Annotated in this window: 19 protein-coding genes and 1 pseudogene; 3 read left to right on the plus strand and 17 right to left on the minus strand. The window is 36.9% G+C overall.

Features of this window, described 5'->3' with window-relative positions; genetic code table 11:
• Positions 1-86 precede the first annotated feature (86 nt).
• From GMB29_RS24455 to garR, 4 genes are all read right to left on the minus strand, one after another.
• Complete coding sequence (locus GMB29_RS24455; protein WP_136352338.1) at positions 87-1,445, minus strand: GntP family permease; 1,359 nt, start codon at positions 1,443-1,445, stop codon at positions 87-89.
• Between the two features lie 56 nt (positions 1,446-1,501).
• Positions 1,502-2,338 (minus strand): class II fructose-bisphosphate aldolase, encoded by an 837-nt coding sequence (locus GMB29_RS24460; protein ID WP_136352337.1) that lies wholly within the window; start codon positions 2,336-2,338, stop codon positions 1,502-1,504.
• Positions 2,339-2,691: 353 nt separating this feature from the next.
• A complete protein-coding gene (locus GMB29_RS24465) occupies positions 2,692-4,137 on the minus strand; it encodes a four-carbon acid sugar kinase family protein (RefSeq protein WP_196305211.1) in 1,446 nt (481 codons plus the stop codon).
• A gap of 3 nt (positions 4,138-4,140) precedes the next feature.
• Complete coding sequence (gene garR, locus GMB29_RS24470) at positions 4,141-5,034, minus strand: 2-hydroxy-3-oxopropionate reductase (protein ID WP_136352336.1); 894 nt, start codon at positions 5,032-5,034, stop codon at positions 4,141-4,143.
• A 492-nt stretch (positions 5,035-5,526) separates the two neighbouring features.
• Here garR and GMB29_RS24475 point away from each other — a divergent pair, with 492 nt between their 5' ends.
• Positions 5,527-6,159, plus strand: a complete 633-nt coding sequence (locus tag GMB29_RS24475) for a GntR family transcriptional regulator (protein WP_136352335.1) — start codon at positions 5,527-5,529, stop codon at positions 6,157-6,159.
• A 224-nt stretch (positions 6,160-6,383) separates the two neighbouring features.
• Here GMB29_RS24475 and GMB29_RS24480 read toward each other — a convergent pair.
• Positions 6,384-6,581: pseudogene (locus GMB29_RS24480) on the minus strand (GntR family transcriptional regulator); the annotation flags it as partial.
• Positions 6,582-7,262: 681 nt separating this feature from the next.
• Here GMB29_RS24480 and GMB29_RS24485 point away from each other — a divergent pair.
• Together GMB29_RS24485 and GMB29_RS27525 are read left to right on the plus strand one after the other, a co-directional pair.
• Positions 7,263-9,689, plus strand: a complete 2,427-nt coding sequence (locus GMB29_RS24485) for a PAS domain S-box protein (RefSeq protein ID WP_136352334.1) — start codon at positions 7,263-7,265, stop codon at positions 9,687-9,689.
• Between the two features lie 126 nt (positions 9,690-9,815).
• Positions 9,816-9,944: an IDEAL domain-containing protein gene (locus GMB29_RS27525; RefSeq protein ID WP_227551777.1), complete on the plus strand. Its 129-nt coding sequence runs from the start codon at positions 9,816-9,818 to the stop codon at positions 9,942-9,944.
• 977 nt (positions 9,945-10,921) lie between these two features.
• On the opposite strand, the gene GMB29_RS27530 is transcribed toward GMB29_RS27525, so the two are convergent.
• The 12 genes from GMB29_RS27530 to GMB29_RS24550 all read right to left on the minus strand — a co-directional run bounded on the left by GMB29_RS27530 (position 10,922) and on the right by GMB29_RS24550 (position 18,799).
• Positions 10,922-11,035, minus strand: a complete 114-nt coding sequence (locus tag GMB29_RS27530; protein ID WP_076512307.1) for a flagellin — start codon at positions 11,033-11,035, stop codon at positions 10,922-10,924.
• Between the two features lie 344 nt (positions 11,036-11,379).
• On the minus strand, positions 11,380-12,534 hold the full coding sequence (locus GMB29_RS24500) for a flagellin N-terminal helical domain-containing protein (protein WP_136352332.1): 1,155 nt from the start codon (positions 12,532-12,534) through the stop codon (positions 11,380-11,382).
• 173 nt (positions 12,535-12,707) lie between these two features.
• A complete protein-coding gene (gene csrA / locus GMB29_RS24505) occupies positions 12,708-12,941 on the minus strand; it encodes a carbon storage regulator CsrA (protein ID WP_136352331.1) in 234 nt (77 codons plus the stop codon).
• An 11-nt stretch (positions 12,942-12,952) separates the two neighbouring features.
• Positions 12,953-13,390 (minus strand): flagellar assembly protein FliW, encoded by a 438-nt coding sequence (gene fliW, locus GMB29_RS24510; RefSeq protein WP_136352330.1) that lies wholly within the window; start codon positions 13,388-13,390, stop codon positions 12,953-12,955.
• Positions 13,391-13,394: 4 nt separating this feature from the next.
• Positions 13,395-13,964 (minus strand): DUF6470 family protein, encoded by a 570-nt coding sequence (locus GMB29_RS24515; protein ID WP_136352329.1) that lies wholly within the window; start codon positions 13,962-13,964, stop codon positions 13,395-13,397.
• Between the two features lie 65 nt (positions 13,965-14,029).
• On the minus strand, positions 14,030-14,908 hold the full coding sequence (gene flgL / locus GMB29_RS24520) for a flagellar hook-associated protein FlgL (protein WP_136352328.1): 879 nt from the start codon (positions 14,906-14,908) through the stop codon (positions 14,030-14,032).
• A gap of 10 nt (positions 14,909-14,918) precedes the next feature.
• Positions 14,919-16,478 carry a flagellar hook-associated protein FlgK gene (gene flgK, locus GMB29_RS24525; protein ID WP_136352327.1) on the minus strand — a complete coding sequence of 520 codons (1,560 nt, stop codon included), beginning with the start codon at positions 16,476-16,478 and terminating at the stop codon, positions 14,919-14,921.
• 18 nt (positions 16,479-16,496) lie between these two features.
• Positions 16,497-16,982, minus strand: coding sequence for a flagellar protein FlgN (locus tag GMB29_RS24530; protein WP_136352326.1), 486 nt, complete (start codon positions 16,980-16,982; stop codon positions 16,497-16,499).
• Between the two features lie 30 nt (positions 16,983-17,012).
• Positions 17,013-17,276 (minus strand): flagellar biosynthesis anti-sigma factor FlgM, encoded by a 264-nt coding sequence (gene flgM / locus GMB29_RS24535; RefSeq protein ID WP_136352441.1) that lies wholly within the window; start codon positions 17,274-17,276, stop codon positions 17,013-17,015.
• A gap of 71 nt (positions 17,277-17,347) precedes the next feature.
• On the minus strand, positions 17,348-17,767 hold the full coding sequence (locus GMB29_RS24540; protein WP_136352325.1) for a TIGR03826 family flagellar region protein: 420 nt from the start codon (positions 17,765-17,767) through the stop codon (positions 17,348-17,350).
• Positions 17,768-17,824: 57 nt separating this feature from the next.
• Positions 17,825-18,523 (minus strand): ComFC family protein, encoded by a 699-nt coding sequence (locus GMB29_RS24545; protein ID WP_227551425.1) that lies wholly within the window; start codon positions 18,521-18,523, stop codon positions 17,825-17,827.
• 6 nt (positions 18,524-18,529) lie between these two features.
• Positions 18,530-18,799 (minus strand): late competence protein ComFB, encoded by a 270-nt coding sequence (locus GMB29_RS24550; protein WP_136352324.1) that lies wholly within the window; start codon positions 18,797-18,799, stop codon positions 18,530-18,532.
• Positions 18,800-18,822 lie beyond the last annotated feature (23 nt).

The following is an 18,822-nucleotide window of genomic DNA, read 5'->3' on the forward strand; positions in this document are numbered from 1 at the left end:
GAAAAAGGTAAGTCCACCAACAGTTAGAGTCTATCCTATTGAACTTGAATTCCTATATGAATTATTTGGAATGGCACAAGAATTTTTTAAATAAATATATCAAGTAAAAGAACCATCAGAAAAGCGACAAAAGATAAAATGGTTTCCATAACAGTCCATGTTTTAAATGTCTCAGACACCGACATATTAAAGTACTCTTTAATTAACCAAAATCCTGAATCATTTACATGAGAAAGCATAATAGAACCTGCGCCCACTGCAAGCACTAATAATTCTGGGCTAACACCAGGCATTGTTGCCGCAATCGGTGCAACAATTCCAGCAGCTGTTGTCATCGCAACAGTCGCAGAACCAACTGCAGCACGGATTAAACCTGCAATTAAGAATGCCAACAATATTGGTGAAAGATGTGCATCTTGTGCAAATCCAGCAATCGCTTCTCCTACACCACTAGCGATTAGAATTTTATTAAATCCACCACCAGCACCAATAAGCAAAACAATAGAAGCTACTGGACCAAGACACTCATTTGTAAATTTCAAAAGATCATTCTTATCATATCCGCGAGCAAATCCAAATGAATAAAACGCAACGACTAGAGAAATAAACAGTGCTACAACCGGACTTCCAATGAAATCTGCCCAGTATCGAATCGTACTTGTTTCAGGATAGATAAAACCAATGATTGTCGCAAGCAACATCAAAATAACTGGAAGTAAAATCGTAAATAACGTAATTCCAAAGCCTGGTAAATTTTCGTGTTTCGTTTCAGTAAATTGCTCAACAAGTTCTCCAGTAGGTTCTACATGAACTTTTTTTGAAATATAAGAACCATAAATTGGGCCCGCTATTGCTGCAGCTGGAAACGCTACAATAAGAGAATACAGAATTGTTTTTCCTAAATCTGCTTGAAAAATATCAACTGCTAGCATCGCAGCAGGGTGAGGCGGCACAAGACTGTGTACAACCGCTAAACCCGCAATTAATGAAAGACCAATTTTAATTAGAGGCGTTCCTGTATGTTTCGCAATAACAAACACAAGTGGAATTAATAATACCACACCAACTTGGAAAAACACTGGAATACCACAGATAACCGCTACAACCATCATCGCCCAGTGAACATTTTTCTCACCAAACACATTAACAAGCGTTCGAGCGATACGCTCGGCTCCCCCTGACTCAGCCATCATCTTCCCAAGCATTGTTCCAAGACCAAGAACAATCGCAATGAAGCCTAAAACACCGGCAACACCCTCTTGAAAGGCTGTTACAATATCAGGGAATTTCATTCCAGATATCACTCCCATAAAGAGAGCTGCAGCAATAAGTGCGACAAATGGATTCGTTTTAAATTTCGCTATCAATACGATTAAACCTAAAATTGAAATGACTGCATATAGTAAAAGACTCGCATCATGACTTAACCCAAATACTGAATACATATCTCATCCTCCCAGACGTAAACGCTTTCTTTTTATAAAATTTTTTTCATTCGATCTTACCTATTCGCAAACAATTGGACAAACTTAGTCATCACGGGCTCCATCGCCATTTGCATATCAGCCATTACCGTTGAAAGATGAACCATTTCGTTCTCTTTAAAATACCTCTGTAAAAATGAAACAGCTTCCATCGATACTTCTGTATTAACATTAATTTTACAAATACCGGCTTGTACCGCTTTTGTAATAATTTCATCAGGTGTCCCAGATCCACCGTGAAGAACGAGTGGTACTTCTACTTCCTGACGAATTTTTTCTAAAAGACCAAGATCAATATTTGGTTCTCCTTGATACATACCGTGTACCGTCCCAATCGCAGCCGCTAAAAAATCAACACCTGTTTCGGCAACAAACTCTTTCGCCAACAGTGGATCGGTTAATGTTCCGCTTCCTTCTTCTTCATCCGAAAAAGAGCCTCTTGCTAAAGATCCAATTTCAGCTTCAACAGATACACCTGCCATATGCGCAATATCTACAATTTCTGCTGTATGCTGTATGTTTTGTTCTAACTCATACTTTGATCCATCATACATAACCGATGTAAAACCAGAACGAATGGCACGAATAATCGACTTCTTTTCATACGCATGATCTAAATGAAGACATATCGGTACACTTGCTTTAGTCGCAATTCCTTTGACCATCGCTGAAAATCCTTCTACATCTACAGTCGGAAAATAACGTTCTCCTAACGCGATAATAACGGGCTGCTGTTCTTTTTCAGCTACTTTCACTGCAGCTTGTACAGTTTCTAAATTATATACATTAAAAGCAGCAACCGCATATTGATGATGTTGAGCATGTTTTAACACATCTCTTGTATTTGCTAACATTTTGTATACTCCTTAGTGATAGTTTGATAAAGTGAGACTTCCATCAGTGGGGGTTTTCTTCATCCCCCACTGATGGTTAGCGAAACTTATCGGATCTTTACGGGCAGTTATCTCCCACTTATCTTCTTTGTTTCTCTCGAATCTTGATGTAGGAGTCTTACTGCCCGTTAAGAATGGGATAACTTCATATTATGAGTGAAACTAGCATAAATATTAGGTAAATGCTGTTTGATATCCGTTTACAAAAATATCATGGCGACTAAATGGTGTATGTGCACACACAACGTGAAGTTTATGTTGCACATTCATATACACCACTTTTTCATTGCATGTAATCTATGAAAAACCTATTTTTATCTACTTAAAATTTCAACTGCTTCTCTTAATGTATCTTTCGTTCCGACATTACCTGGGAAAATGACGTACGCAATACCTGGGAACTTACTTTCAGTACCTGTTACCCAAACAGGTATCCCTGGCTTAATTTGACCAGCTACCGTTGCTCTTTTTACTTCAAGACCTTTTACACCTATATCACTCGATGTGATCCCACCCTTAGCGACAATATAATTAGGTCTTACTTTTAATCGCTGAACAATACTCGTTACGGCATCCGATATTTTAACCGAAAGCATTAACTCTTCTTTTTTCTTGTTTTCACCGAGATCTAGTCGCTCTCTTTTTGTGTAAACCGCTACTGTTTTACCAGAAGAAATGAGACTTTCACACGTTTCAATCACTCGATTGATTTCCTCTTTGAATCGGTCAGGTTCTAAGACAAGATGACAATTAAATTCAATAAACTCAATAAAGCTGCATGTTTTTAATTCCTCAAGCTGTTCCGTTGTCTTTTTGACGTGAGAACCGACGATAATTAGTCCCCCATTTTCAGATTTCTCTTTCATTAGCTCTTCTTTCGTTAACAATCCTTTATCACTAACTCCACCAATGATTTTCGTTAACGCAGCTGCACTTCTGAACATAAAGTCCTTACCTATTTTCATCGCTTTTACTAACGCAATTGTCAAGATTTTCACATCCACGTAATCTACAGCGTTTACAATCACTTTATTAAAACCTTGAACAGCTAGTAATTGATTCGTAATTCCGTCAATATCTAACGCACGAATTTGTTGAAGTGAAATATACGTTGTATTTTCAGCTGTAAACTGACCATTTGATTTTTCTTCCACCCATTCTCCCAAATGAGAGCGCTCATAACCAAATGTTCGATCTTTCGCAAATTCTGTTTCACCAGCAGGTACTAAATATTCGTCATATTGAACGTAGTGAATATTATCAACTGTAAAGCGCCCTCCTTCTTTAAAGAAAGGAAAAATCACCTCTCCATCAAACTTGATATCAGCATCTGTTTCCACTGTATCTTTTAATACCTCTGTTTCAAGCGGGTAATGTCCTCTAAGCGTTGAGTCACCGCGACTAATAATGACAAATTCTTTATTATATTTTTTCGCTACTTCTACAACATTTGCAGCAATTTCTTTATGTGCTTTTTCAGTCTCGTCTTCCGTGAGACCCCTAGAGTTTGTGAGTATGAAAAACATTGATTTTTCTTCTAGAAAACCTTTTGTAATACTGTCTACTGACCAATCCGTGTAAACTGATATATCATGAATCGTTTGTACACCAGTAGGATCATCATCAAGAACGATAATTTTTTTATTGAAATCCACGAGCTCTTTCTGAAGTATTTCATTCACAACATTCTCATCAACTGAAGGTATACTATTAAAAACATCTTTTGCTACTCTTTTTTCATTACTTTTAATAATATTCATCATTTAAGCCCTCCTTACTTCAACATTCGCAAGTTTTTCGTAATACTGTACGATGCCTCCATGATCGTGACTCGCTTTTCCATCTACCTTTAAGGCGTGAAAAATTTCTAAAAGCTGGCTAGATAGTGGTAGTGGAACACCGATTTCATGTGCCGTTTCCATTACATTCGTAATATCTTTAAGGTTAATATCAATTCTTCCACCAGCAACAAAGTTTCTATCAAGAATTAACGGAACTTTTGCATCTAGTACTGTACTTCCTGCAAGTCCGCCTCGAATTGCTTGATACATTTTCTCAACATCAATGCCCGCTTTCGCAGCTAAAACGAGTGCTTCCGACATTGCTGCAATATTTAAATTCACAATCACTTGATTCGCTAATTTTGCCGTAACGCCGCTTCCGTTAGCTCCGACTAATGTAACTTCTGTTCCCATTCCATACAGTACATGTTTAACGCTTTCAAAAACGTCTTCTTTACCACCTACCATAATTGCCAAAGTACCATCGATTGCTTTCGGTTCTCCTCCACTTACAGGTGCATCTAACATCTCAATGCCTTTTGTAGAAAGCTCGCTTGCAATTACTTTTGAAGCAACTGGAGAAATCGAACTCATATCAATAATGACTGTACCTTCTTTTGCGCTATTAATGATGCCATTCTCTCCTAAAATAACTCCTTTTACATGATGAGAAGCAGGCAACATTGTAATAATTACATCGTTATTCGCTCCTACCTCTTCTAATGATACAGCCTCATCAGCTCCTGATTTTACCAATTCTTTTACCGCTTCTTTATTAATATCGTAAACAGTTAACTGATGTCCTTTCTTCATAAGATTTAAAGACATCGGCTTCCCCATAATTCCTAATCCTATAAAACCAATTTTTCTTTTCATATGTTTTCCTCCCAAAATTGACAAAATCTCTTACTATAATGCTTTTTTTCGTAAAACTCATTATAAGGAAGTATTACGAGCAAAAGTAAAAATCATTGTACACGTTTACAAAAATAACAGTATACAAATATTTATAAATTGTATACATTTTATAAATCTTTGTATACAGAAATCATATACGCTTTTACTAGAATTGTCTAGTATGTTTTTGAAGGAAAATTTTTTAATAACATTCACTTAAGCTGCGGAATAAAGTAAAACAGATTGTGGTATAAATAGACTAGTTTTAAGAGATAAGAAAGTTACATTCACAAATTGAATGCGCTTACAAATAATCTTACTGAAAATTATTGTATGCTATTTTTTATTTTTTGTATACATTTTATTTATTTTTGTATTTATTTTTATACAAGCTTTCTTTCTTATACTTTTTATGATGAATTTTTGTTAATATTATTAATAATTAGGTTGTGGAAAATAGGAGTGAACAATATGAATAAGAACAGCGGGAAGTCTCGTCCTGCTTATCATCAATCATATGAAGTGATTCGTGACAAGATATTAAATGGAGATATACCAGGTGGAACGAAAATTGTTGAGGAAAAGCTCGCAACGGAATTGGGATGTAGCCGTACTCCTATTAGAGAATCTATTCGACAACTTGAATATGAAGGACTTATCGTCAATAAAAGGGTTGTCCAGCCTACTGAGAAAGGTTTACGCGACTTATTCCAAGTACGGATTCTTCTGGAGGGTTTCTCAGCGCAATCAGCTGCAACTTATTTGCCTGAGGAAGATTTAAATTCACTTTCGGAATGTATCAAAATTGGCAGAGAAGGAACAATTGACGAAATTATGAAAGCTAATGAACGCTTTCACGAAATTATTGTTCGGGCCAGTGGTAACTCTATAATGATAGATACAATAGACCGAATGCAGTCAATTATTTTTCTTTTTCGAAAGACAGTGGTGCTATACAATCGTCCACGTTTAATTGATGAACACGAAGAGATCTATGAAGCCATTAAAGCAAGAGATGGGCAGGCTGCTGAAACCCTGATGAAAAATCATCTTCAGGCAGATCTGGACTTTTGCTTACACATTTTAAGTTACAGTCACAAATGAATAATCAAGCAACAAATGGACGGGGAATATTCATTTGATTTAAAAAAGGCACCTACCTTAAATGAAGTACGTCCATTGAAGATATAGCTGATTTTCCTTATCGTTGGAGAAATCAGCTTTTTTCCATTTATAGTCTTAGCATGGGTTATATGTCAACATGTTGGCGGGACTCTATCATATGCTTGGCTTTAATTCCTGTAAGAATCTTTTTGGCAGTCAAAAATAGCAAAACCTTCTAGTAAAATGCGAACTTGAAAGATATTGCGTAAATCTATTTCTGTCGGATTCACCACTCTTTTCCCTTTTATAAGTCCTTTTTGTTCAAGTTTGCATATTGATTCACGGATAGGTGTACGGCTAACACCTAATTCCCCAACGAGTCTTTCTTCTAACAGTTTTGATCCACGAGGAAGTTCACCATTTTACATTTTATCCCATTCACAACGGGCAGTAAGACTCCCACTTCAAGATTCGAGAGAAACAAAGAAGATAAGTGGGAAATAACTGCCCGTAAAGATCCGACGAAGGACAGGATGTCCAAGTCAGGCAAAAGCCACAGGACGTGGCGTTTTATGCGTGATAAGTTTCGCTAACCATCAGTGGGGGATGAAGAACCCCCCCACTGATGGAAGTCTCACTTTATCTCGTATCTATTCATAGGAATGCAAATAAGCAGATCAGGATGGTTGTTTTGCCAAATTGTGTCGACGCTACAAAAAAGTAAGTCAAATTAGCCATACAAAAACAACCTATCCTCCTTTTCTACACTATGACAATGTTTTTGAATACTATTTCACCTAATTATAAATTTTAGGATAAAAAGTTAACATAAAAACGCGAAAATTCTGTATACTTTTATTTAAATAAGTATACAGAAAACAAAAAAATGTATACAATACACGTACAAATAAATGTAACCGTTTAAAAATAAAGAATAAGAAGGAACTAACATGAAAATTGGTTTTATTGGGCTTGGAATTTTTGGAAGACTTCACCTGTTGGTGAAAGTGTCTTTTTAATAAAAGACTTAAGTTGAAGAGAGACATGTTTTAAAGAAGAACTCCGCATTTGGCAGGAAATAATTTCTAGGGGGGATGAAATAAATGCTTAAGGATTTTTTCATTAACCTTTCTATTTTTTCATTCTTTGTAAGCGCAGCTATAGTCTTTCAAGTTTTTACTACAAGTAAAGGTTTGAAATCAAGCTATCTATTGGGAGGATGTTATGCTAGCATTGTTGCAGTTATTCTGATGTTCTTCCCCATTAGATATAATGAATTTCTCTATGATCTTCGATTTGTTCCTATTATTCTATCATTTGTTTATTTTGGTCATAGAGCTGGATGGATGACAGCAATTGGTATTTGCATTGCTCACGTTTATATAGGTGGTTATTGGATAACGGGCGTAGTAATTTTAGGGGGAACGATTTTTCTATTCATTCTACTTGAAAGCCTCATAAAAAACCTTCCATCCATAAAAAGAGCTTTTTTTTATCTAGCTATCCATTTTGTTGTTTACAGTTTAATAGTAGAAACTTTTTCAGATGCAAGTGCTACTATGTATTTCCATATTGCATATTACCTATTTGTTTTAATTGGACTCTTAATTGGTATTTTTCTTATTGAAGCTTTCCATAAATTACATCGCTTAACACAGGATTTATCAAGATTGAATCAAACATTAGCAGAATCAAGGCAAGAACTAAAGGATACTGTTCATGAACAGCAAGGAGGTATTTTTAAGTTTAAAAAGGAGAATGAAAGTTTTATCATCACCTTATGTGATGGACAGTTATATGCTAAAAGTGGCGTCTATCTTGAACAAGTAACAGGTAAAGATTTAAATTCCGTCGCCCCTTTACATTTTGTTCCCCGACTACTGAAATATTATCAAAGGGCATGGGAAGGACACGAAGTCACGTTTGAACTACCATGGCCAAATGATAAAATCTATATTTTCATCTCACTTAGGCCTATTAAACGAGAAGGAAAAGTCATCGAGGTTGTCGGATCTGCTATTGATATAACGGAACGAAAAAAGATGGAAGAGGAATTAAGGATGACTAAAGAACGACTGGAATCATTCATCAGTCATAACACAGATGCGATCATTATATCTGATTTAAAAGGACATATTTTACAAGCTAATAAAGCTTATGAGAAGATGTTGGGTTGGTCTATACAAGAAATCAAGGGACAAACATTACCTTGTGTACCTGATTTTTTAATAGATCGAGCCTTTGAAACTATTCAAAAGATTATATCTGGGGAATCTATAACCACTAAGTTGGAAACAGTTAGACAACGAAAAGATGGAAGTCTTTTCAATATAAGTTTAACGCTTTCACCTATTGTGGATTCAAAGGGAAATGTGATTGCTATATCAACAATCTATAGAGACATTTCCGAAAGAAAAAAAGTAAAAAGAGAACTCCATCATTTACATCAACAATTAAAGGAAAGTGAGATGAAATACCGTGTTCTAGTTGAACATTTACCTGATGCCGTATACTTAGTGGAATTGAATGAGGATCGATATCCATCTCGATTACTTGAAGTAAACCCAGTTGGGTGTGAAAGATTTGGGTACAGTAGAGAAGAACTTCTCTCGATGCCATATGCCGATATTGTTCCTCAAAATTCTACAATGTTCATAAAAATTGTGGAAAAAATCAGCGAAGGAAAATGTTCTTTCACTTTAGAAGACGAATTTGTTTTTAAAAAAACAGGCAAAAAAATAAATACCGAATTTAATGTCCGTGTTTTTAACTTGAATGGAAAGGAAGTTTTACTGCTTATCTCTCGAGATATCACTGAACGCTTAAAAACTGAAGAATTATTACGAAAATCAGAGAAGCTTGCTGTTGTAGGACAATTAGCCACTGCAATTGCCCATCAAGTTAACAATCCTTTAACCGCAATGAAAGGGTTTATGCAATTACTAAAATTAACGGAAAATGAGAACAATCAGCGTTATATAGATGTGGTGTTATCAGAGATGAATCGAATTGAAGGAATTACCAATGAATATTTAACGATAGCTAAACCACAGGCTGTTAAGATTCAACTCAATGATTTACACATGCTAGTAGATCAGGTTATAACGTTATTTCAACCTCAAGCAACGATGAATAACATTCAAATTAGATCAGAGTTTGAATCTGCCATTCCTTTGGTCGCCTGTGAAGGAAACCAATTAAAACAAGTGTTTATCAATATTTTAAAAAATGCAATTGAAGCGATGCCGATAGGAGGAGACGTTTTAATTCAAGTCAATAAGCTTGATGATCATCAAGTATGCATTCGCTTTATCGATCAAGGGTGTGGGATTCCAAAAGAACGTATCCCACATCTCGGAGAACCTTTTTATAGTATCAAAGAAAAAGGGATTGGCTTAGGATTAATGGTCTGTTATAAAATTATTGAAGCACATCAAGGAAAGATCGTTATTGAAAGTGAAATGAATAAAGGAACAACAATTGATGTCATTCTTCCTTTCAATCTCCTTTCTTATCAAGAGGTTCATTGATTTTATTACAGCGAAATGGGGGATTTTGGTGTATTAAAATTCAATAGAAGCATATACCCTTTCATTTCTTTCGAATGCGATGATCAAGAAGACAAAGTAAATGTCATAGATTCTGTATTTGCTGAAATGGTGTTAGACAAGGCTCTGCTTGATTTCCGAAAAGAAAAAATCCAACAGAAAATCAATCAGTCCTTACGAGACAGAAACAAAAGAGAGTTCCTACTATTAACAGAGGAATTAATGAACGTTTCTTAAAATTGTAGTATGTATATCGGCATAATGTTGAGATTAAAAGAAATAAAGTGAGACTTCCATCAGTGGGGGTTTTCTTCATCCCCCACTGATGGTTAGCGTAACTTATCACGCTTAGTACGCCACTTCCTTATGTCTCGCCTGACTTGGACGTCCTGTCCTTCGTCGGATCTTTACGGGCAGTTATCTCCCACTTATCTCCTTTGTTTCTCTCGAATCTTGAAGTAGGAGTCTTACTGCCCGTTAAGAATGGGATAAACTTAATATAATCGAAGATATAAGGAGCAAGGAAGCCCAATCTAATCTTTAAGATATGGGCTTCTTAGTTTGTATATGTAATTTTAAAAATGGTTTAAAAGTGACCTAATTTAAACAAATCTACAGAACCAATCAGGTATTCTACAGGTAAGGCCCATACCGACACACTTCCTCCATTTTGTCTCCTCCTTCAATTGAAAAAGGACTTCCCACAAAAGAGAGAAGCCCTGTATAACATCAGACGCATGTATGTTCTAGTATATAATATATATTTTCGTTCTTTTTCATTAACTATATATGTAAAAGAGACCCTAGTAAAACTAGAGTCTCTCCTAAATAATCTAAAATTAACGAAGAAGTTGTAAAACTCCTTGTGGTTGTTGATTCGCTTGCTTTGCGGCTGTATCTTTCGACTACAGAATAGACTATATCTTCACCCTTGTCTTTTTTCAAGGGGCTGGGCACTTCGAACAGCTTTTGCTGCCCTACGAGATTCATAGCCATAGCTTTTACCTTAGACCGTGTTCTCTAGTCGTTGAACCTTCTCCAGAGTTTCCTCATAGGAGCTTGGCTGCTGATTATCCATTGTTTCATCTTCATCATTTTCAAACCATCACGCTGACCGTTTCCAGTTACGTTGTGGTTGATGAAGCTTTAGGAAGTTCCAGCAATTCACCCAGTTATCCTCTAGCTCGTTACCAAGCTAGACGCCCTCTAATCAATTATCTCAAGAGTTGTAATACGCCTTGAGGCATTTGATTGGATTGAGCCAACATTGCTTGTGCTGCTTGAGAAAGAATAGAATTCTTTGTTTGGTTCATCATTTCTTTCGCCATCGTGCGAACATTTGCTTTCACAAATGACTAGACTATATCTTCACCCTCTAGCAATCTAGTAGGGGTCGGGCACTTCGGATACGCAATGCTGATGTACATTGTTTCACCTATGGATTTCATCATCATAGCTTTCGCCTTAGATGGTCTATCCTAGTCGTTGAACCTTCTCCACTCTTTCGAGACAGGAGCTTGGCTGCTGATTGCCCAATCTTTTCTTTTTTCAAACCATCACGCTTGTCGTTTCCAACTACGTTGTGGTAAGAAAAGCTATAAGGGGTTTCCAGCAATTCACCCGATTATGATCTCTAGCCGTTTCCAACTAGGACGACTGTGCTTGTTACTGCTTACGCAGCTAAAGCATAATCTACGTCACGAACACGTGATTCTGCAGCAGTTAAGTTTTCTGAAGATGTGTTAAGATTATTGATTGTGTGATCCAAACGATTTTGGAAAGATCCTAATTTAGAACGTTCCGCGGATACCTTCTGAATAGCAGTATCAATTGCTTTAATTGCAACGTTTGCTTGTGTTTGAGTTGATACTTGTAAACCTTTAACTCCAAGAGCAGAAGCCCCCATGTCATTAATATCAAGTTGTATATTTTGATCAGTATTTGCACCAATTTGGAAAGTTGCCTTTCCATCAGTTTGAACATTAGCTGCGGATGTAGTTTCAGTAAAAGATGATAATGCGTTTGTTGCTGCAGTACGAATATTTCCACCGCTGTCTTTTACAGTAATTGTTAAACCGTTAATTGCCCCTGTAAATCCAGTGTTGCTTGCTGTAAATAAAATTTTACCTCCTGAGACAGAAACTGCAGTATTTGTATCATCTGTGGTACCATTCGTTGTTCCAAGATCAGCTGTAGTTAAGGTACCAACTGTCATTGTATTTTCTACAGTTGTACCATCTTTAACATATGATACTGTAACAGTATCTGTAGCAGTAATTCCTAAACTATTTCCATTAGCATCTTGTAAAGCTGTTAATGCGTCAGTACCTGCGGAAATTGCAGATCCAGCTACTTTAATAGTTCCACTTGTATTAATGTTAGCAACAGCAGTATTTACCGCACCGTCCATAGAGCCGTTTAGTAAGTTTTTAGTATTAAATTGAGTAGTATCACGAATACGGTCAACTTCTTTTGTTAATTGATTCATTTCATCTTGGATATTTGTACGGTCTTGAGCTGTGTTAGTATCATTGGCTGATTGAACAGATAATTCACGCATACGTTGAAGAATATCATGAGTCTCGTTTAAAGCACCTTCAGCTGTCTGAATTAAGGAAATACCATCTTGAGAGTTACGAGATGCTTGGTCTAAACCACGGATTTGTCCACGCATTTTTTCAGAGATTGCAAGACCTGCAGCATCATCTCCAGCTTTGTTAATACGAAGACCTGAAGACAATTTCTCCATTGATTTAGATTGGTTTGTTGAAGCACTATTCAACTGACGATAAGTATTAAGCGCAGCAATATTATGATTAATTCTCATTATAAACTTCCTCCTTGAATATATGAATGACCCACATCCATGTGAATCTTCTACTAATTTAAGGTATCCCACATGTCGGCCGCCACATGTTCAACCTCTTACTTTATATATCGTCAGGAGTTCATATAGTTTAATAGATTTTTATAGAAAAAATAAAAAAACCTCAAGTTTTATCACTTAAGGTTTTTCGATGTATTTTTTAAAATATCTAATATATTCGGTAGAATGGAAGCTGCTTCATTATTACTTTCTTGAATTGAAAGATAAACCTCTTTCCGATGAACCTCAACTTCTTTCGGAGCCTTAATCCCAAGCTTTATTTGATCCCCTTGTACTGAGAGAACTGTAATTTCAATATCATCGCCTATTTGTATGGCTTCATTTAACTTTCTTGTCAGAACGAGCATACTTCCACCTCCTATTTCGTAACTTTTTCCTTAAACAATTTTTCCTTTGTTTTATATCGGTTGTCATTCAAGATAATTTGTTTCGCTTGATTATTTTTCGTATTAAGAATAATCGGTGCCTGTAAATTAGCTGTTGATTCTTCAAATGGATCTTTCACATTTAGAATCGTCCAAACTGAAACATCACTCTCTGACTTTAGGCTAAGAAACTGTTTATCATTTTCTGAAAGATCAAATTCGTACGATTTAAAGAAAAGAAATGGATTCACCGTGACAAAGCCTAATTCCGGTGTAACTGTTGATTGTAAAATCCAAAAAGCAGAATCCGTTTCTAATGGAAGTAAGACAAACGATTTTTCTTCTAAAAAGCCTGGGATTCCATTTTGGAACTGAAGAATGTCTTTTTCATCCGTTTCGATGACACCATGGTATTTCGTTGTTATTTCCATTCGCTTACTCCCCTTTGTCTACTTGTTCAAAATCAATATGGAGTTCATTTCTTCTTGCTAGTTCGACGTCAACTTCACCTGGTTGATAGTCAATGATTGGTTTATTTGCTTTTACATCTATATTTGGTTTATTCGTTTTAACATCAATATTCACTTTAGCAGGTTCATAGTTTATTTTCACACTGCCAGCTGATGGTATAAATCCAATATTAAATTGATACATTGGTTTTTCACTTCGCTTTTTTGCAATGTCAGCAAGCGGTGTTCCGCCATTTTCAATCATCATTAATTGCTGGCCTTCTTCTGCTCTGCGGGCAATTCCTTCCATGGCATCTTGATGGGCTTGTTGCGCGGTCTCGCTCACTCTGCGTGAGATATGCTTTAGGTCCATATCGGCCCATGCTTCTGTTTGGTCAATTGTTAAATTGGCTGGAATGGTTTCAATTGTTAGATCAGCTTTTGGTTGTTCCATCAAGACTTCTGCTTTTGGCTGTTCGATTGTTTGTTGTCCTTTTGTAGTATGAATACTAAGTTGGGCAGGTATACTTTGCAAGCGAATTTGCGGTACGTTCATCATCTTCACTCCTAGTAAAAAGGTCCGACTCATGCATGATGTGTCAGACCAAATCAATTATCTATTTATCTTAGAAAGTCTATTAATGTCGGCTGAATGACCTTTGAGCTAACGGCTAATGATGCTCTGTGAATACTTTCTTGGATGGTTAGATCTGTAATGACCTTCTCCAGGTCAGCATCCTCATTTTCTGATAGAATTCTGCTTGCAATGATTTCCTGATCTTGAATTCTTGCATCAACCATCTCTAAACGATTATAGCGGGCACCAATTTCAGAACGCTCGGCAGATAGCATATCAAAATGTTTATCAAGGTCACCAAGCATGTCATCGCCATTTTCCATGTTGCCGCTGTTTAAAGCATCTTCAATGGATTGAAGGGTGTTAAACAGGTCCTGTCCAAAAACATTTGTCCCATTAATATTCACTTTCAAATTCACACCGTTTGAAACTTCTACATTAAAGGCATCTGTATTCATATCGACAGTAACAGTATCATCTTCAACATTAACTGGTGGAGTATCTGTTTTCGTCCCATTAAAAATATAACGGCCTGCAACTTGAGTATTTGCGACATTTGCTAAATCCTCTTTTAGCTGCCCAACTTCAACGGCAATTGCTTGTAAATCTGTTGGACTGTTTGATCCATTATTCCCTTGAACTAATAACTCCCTGACACGCTGAACTACTTGATTGGCATGTTCAATTCCAGCCTCAGAGCTTTCCATCCATTGGTACGCTTCATTCAAGTTCCGTTTATACTGCTCAACTTCTGTTAAATTCGTTCGATAGAACATCCCTTTAATCGCCACAACCGGATCATCAGAAGGTCGGGTAATCTTCTTCCCTGTAGCAAGCTGATCCTGGTATTTGCCCATATTCGTGTAGCTTTGACTTAAATGACGCAGCGAGTTAGAAGCCAGCATACCTTGTGTTACACGCATAACTAATTACCTACCTTCCTGATAATCCCATTCCATTGATAATTCGATCTAATATTTCATCCTGCATGGTGATCATTCGTGCAGATGCATTGTATGCATGCTGGAATTGGATCATATTTGTCATTTCTTCATCAAGCGATACGGCGCTGACCGATTGTCTTCGTACCTCAACTGCATCTCTAAGCACTTCACTGTTTGACGTTAAACGTTGTGCTTCTTGAGAGTCAACAGCCATTCCACCGATGATTCCTTCGTAATAGTTTTGGAAAGAGGTTGTGTTGCCATCAATACTAAATGTTTTGTTTTTTACATCAGCAAGCTTTTGGGCATTCTGGCTGTCACCAATTGTCACTTCTCCAGCTGCGTTAGGCAAGGCTGCTGCAATGTGATCAGTCGATTCAAGAATATCATCTGAAATGCGGATGAGTTCAGCTGCACCTCTTGAATCAGTTAATGACACATCACCGAATGAAAAGAAATCAACTGGTGTATGTGTGTCAGAATTATAATCTTCAATACTCCAACCTTCTCTATGTGCTGCATTGAATTTGTTCGCAAACTCAAATGCCATTGTATCGATATTTGTAAGCATGTCTGGGTATAGACCCTTTTCAAATGTGCTTGTTCCGCTTTCATACGTATATCCATATGAATCTATTAAGCTGCTTATTTTCCCTGTGCTATTAAAATCTAAAACATCTAGTTTTTGCCTGCCGATTGTGACCGATTCTACTAAGCCGTTACCAGAATTGTAGCCAACAGTTAATTCGTTAGCTTTTTTCTGTTTCGAATCAACAAGCGTTCCGAGTGTATTTCCATTATCATCAACAATTTCAACTGTATATGCTCCTTCAGCGATTGTTAAAGCATTCCCACCAGAAGGAGTTGCTGAAACTTTAATGTTCGCCAGTGAAGAAAGCTGGTCGATTAAGCGATCGCGCTCATCATATAAGTCGTTAGGCAAATAGCCATTTGGTTCGATTGATGAAATTTGCTGATTGATATTGTTAATTTGTGAAGCAAGGGAGTTAATTTCCTTCACCGTTACATCAAGTTCATTTTTCAAATCACCTTGGATGGATTTTAATGAAGTTGATAAATAATTAAATGTTTCAGCCACAGCAATACCTCGCTCACGCACAACTGAGCGGGCTCCAGCATTTGTTGGGTTTGCCGCTAAGTCCTGAAGGGATTGCCAGAACTTGTCGAGTGTAACAGATAGGCCTGTTTCTGAAGGTTCATTCATGATTTCTTCCATTTTTTCTAATGCAGTCGCGCGAGAACTCCAGTAGCCGGCCTTATTGTTTTCGCTTCGATATTGGACGTCTAAAAAATCTTCACGAACACGCTCTACCGTACCAGCCTCAACACCTGTACCTAATTGACCGGGTATTGTTGGACTGTTTTTTCCTACAGGAGGATATGGGGTTGTTTGTTCAAAATTAACACGTTGACGTGTATAGCCAGGTGTATTTGCGTTGGCAACATTATGTGCGGTTGTACTTAGGGCACTTTGTTGAGTGAACATACCGCGCCTTGCAATTTCTAATCCAAAAAAAGTCGATGTCATGATGGTTTCCTCCTTTCGTTATACTTGTGAATCAAATAATGATCGGCGTCGTTTTTCCGTTTGTGTTTGGTTTTGATCCGGACGTTGATAGTTTGTAAAGCTTTCTTGTGGCATCAGCATATCAAGTGAAATGGAAACGAATTGCAATGCCTGCTGTGTTAATTCTCGATTTAACAGGTTAGCCTCTTTTAGCTTGTCCATTGTTTCCTTGAATTCTTTCGCGATGACCTTTAGAGATTCTTTCTGTTCACCCTTCGCTTTTTCAATACAGGCTGATAGAGTAAGATCTCCTTCACTTCCTAAAAAGGTAATCGTTTCCTGAATTCTTTCCGCTTCTATTTGTTTAATTGCCTGCAGGAACATTTGCTCCTTTTTCAGCAATTCCTTTATTTGTTCAACGTTCTCACTTTTTAAGCTCTCTGTTTTTTGGAGGGTTATTTTGTGAAGATTTTGATGTAGTTGTAAAAGCTTTTCTAATGTTTGAATTAATTTTTCTGCTTGCACTGATAACCCTCCATTGCTGTTTGTGAGACATTATTTTTTATAAAAATTTAGCAGGCCATTTGCAATCGCCTTTGGATCGATTGTATATGTGCCATTTTCTAATTGTGTTTTAATTGCTTGGATCTTTTCTTGTCTCGCTTTCGTAACCTCATTCGTTTGTTGGAGATCCATTGCTTTTGAGGAAATCTCTACTTTATCTTCCTTCGCTTGAGGCTTTTGTGCTGTTTGCGCACTTTTCTCTAAACTGCGTTTATATGGATTGACGCCCATTGAACCAAGATTGTTTATTTTCAAGATGATTCCCTCGCCTTCGTACATGATCTATAGTAAATATCGGATCAGTTTTTTAATTGTTTAGCTATTCTCTATTTTTTAGTTCTTTGGGAGTAGTATGTGTATTTATTCCCTGTTTCCTTATTACGTTCACTAATCATTTCTACCTGCTCCATTTGATGCAATTGGTTATGAATGTCCTTTTTACAGTTTTTACATAAACGGTCTTCTCTAATCGATTCACCGCATTTTTCACATGGATAACCGAGATTAGGGAAATTCGACAGCTGGATTCGTCCATTTCGAATAAACTTCAAGATTAAATCTTCAGAGACATCTGTAGCTTCGACGACTTCATGTAAAAGTGCTTTACGATTTTCACGCTTACGCAAAAATTGATAGACTGTTTCATAAGCTGTTTCTTCTTCCTTAAAGCATGCATCACATACGGTACGAAATTGTGTTTTCACAAATAAAGTATTACATTTTGGGCAGTTTGCTAATTCTCCCATGGTCATTCTCCTATCCGTTATTATCTACTCATTATATCGGCAGAGGATGAAAAAAGTTTAGCTTCTAATTAATGTGAGCGAGGAAACATGTGCTGCTCCATTTTGAATAAGTTGTTTTGCTGCATGACGGATGGTACTGCCTGTTGTATAGATATCATCTACTAATAAGATACGTTTGTTTTCAATGATACTTGGGTTATCTACTGAAAAGACATGTGCAGCTTGTAATCGTTCATGCCGGGATTTTTTCGATTGTTTTTCATGGTGGGTTCGTTGGAGGGCGTCTAGTTGTGGAAGCGGGAGAAAATTTGCAAGCAGCTTCGCTTGGTTAAAGCCTCGTTCATGTAAGCGCTCATTGCTCAATGGAATGGGTAAAACAGCGTCAAATTGCTGTGATGAAAGGTGATTTTTATAGCTAAAAACAAACGTTTGTTTAAATACATTTACTAACGCTGCGTCACCGCGGAATTTAAAAGTAGAGAGCACATCCTTCATCACATCATTATATTCAAAAACAGAGATATTTTTTGCGAGGATGTTTTTCCACTGCGGGTCATTCTCCCACCTTGTGCAGTCACTGCATAACTCCATCGTTTCCTGCGGTCTATTGCAACAAGGACAAGTTGATCCTGTAATCTGCTTAAACGTTTGAAAACATTGATCACATGAAACCTTGTCAGCTTGCAAAAGCAAGCTTGTCCATGTTGCTTTTTGTGCGATTTCCTCATGGCAAATTAGACAGTTGATTGGAATCAACCCCTATTACGTATTATGGCAGATTGGTCTGTTCGAGACTATTTTAGCGCATTCTGCTAATTTCACTAAAAGTGACGTCAATTCTTGCTTATCAACAAAATTTGCTTTAATGTACGTGATATTTTCCTCTTTTGTCACATAACGAGGCAGCGTTTTATTTAAAGTAAGGGCAAGAATATCATCTAAGCATTCATCACACGTACAATGGAGGTACAAGCGATTTTTATATTCGTCTAATAAATCCTTTATAATTCGTTCCATAGCATTAATAACCATCTAATCGAGCTCCTTATTAAAGC

Origin of the sequence: Metabacillus sediminilitoris (assembly GCF_009720625.1) — a bacterium.
Classification (GTDB): Bacteria; Bacillota; Bacilli; order Bacillales; family Bacillaceae; genus Metabacillus; species Metabacillus sediminilitoris.

Coding starts and splice junctions, on each gene's coding strand:
- GMB29_RS24455 (WP_136352338.1), bottom strand. CDS start 1,445: ATGTATTCAGTATTTGGGTTAAGTCATGATGCGAGTCTTTTACTATAT.
- GMB29_RS24460 (WP_136352337.1), bottom strand. CDS start 2,338: ATGTTAGCAAATACAAGAGATGTGTTAAAACATGCTCAACATCATCAA.
- GMB29_RS24465 (WP_196305211.1), bottom strand. CDS start 4,137: ATGAATATTATTAAAAGTAATGAAAAAAGAGTAGCAAAAGATGTTTTT.
- garR (WP_136352336.1), bottom strand. CDS start 5,034: ATGAAAAGAAAAATTGGTTTTATAGGATTAGGAATTATGGGGAAGCCG.
- GMB29_RS24475 (WP_136352335.1), top strand. CDS start 5,527: ATGAATAAGAACAGCGGGAAGTCTCGTCCTGCTTATCATCAATCATAT.
- GMB29_RS24485 (WP_136352334.1), top strand. CDS start 7,263: ATGCTTAAGGATTTTTTCATTAACCTTTCTATTTTTTCATTCTTTGTA.
- GMB29_RS27525 (WP_227551777.1), top strand. CDS start 9,816: ATGGTGTTAGACAAGGCTCTGCTTGATTTCCGAAAAGAAAAAATCCAA.
- GMB29_RS27530 (WP_076512307.1), bottom strand. CDS start 11,035: ATGGCGAAAGAAATGATGAACCAAACAAAGAATTCTATTCTTTCTCAA.
- GMB29_RS24500 (WP_136352332.1), bottom strand. CDS start 12,534: ATGAGAATTAATCATAATATTGCTGCGCTTAATACTTATCGTCAGTTG.
- csrA (WP_136352331.1), bottom strand. CDS start 12,941: ATGCTCGTTCTGACAAGAAAGTTAAATGAAGCCATACAAATAGGCGAT.
- fliW (WP_136352330.1), bottom strand. CDS start 13,390: ATGGAAATAACAACGAAATACCATGGTGTCATCGAAACGGATGAAAAA.
- GMB29_RS24515 (WP_136352329.1), bottom strand. CDS start 13,964: ATGAACGTACCGCAAATTCGCTTGCAAAGTATACCTGCCCAACTTAGT.
- flgL (WP_136352328.1), bottom strand. CDS start 14,908: ATGCGTGTAACACAAGGTATGCTGGCTTCTAACTCGCTGCGTCATTTA.
- flgK (WP_136352327.1), bottom strand. CDS start 16,478: ATGACATCGACTTTTTTTGGATTAGAAATTGCAAGGCGCGGTATGTTC.
- GMB29_RS24540 (WP_136352325.1), bottom strand. CDS start 17,767: ATGGGAGAATTAGCAAACTGCCCAAAATGTAATACTTTATTTGTGAAA.
- GMB29_RS24550 (WP_136352324.1), bottom strand. CDS start 18,799: ATGGTTATTAATGCTATGGAACGAATTATAAAGGATTTATTAGACGAA.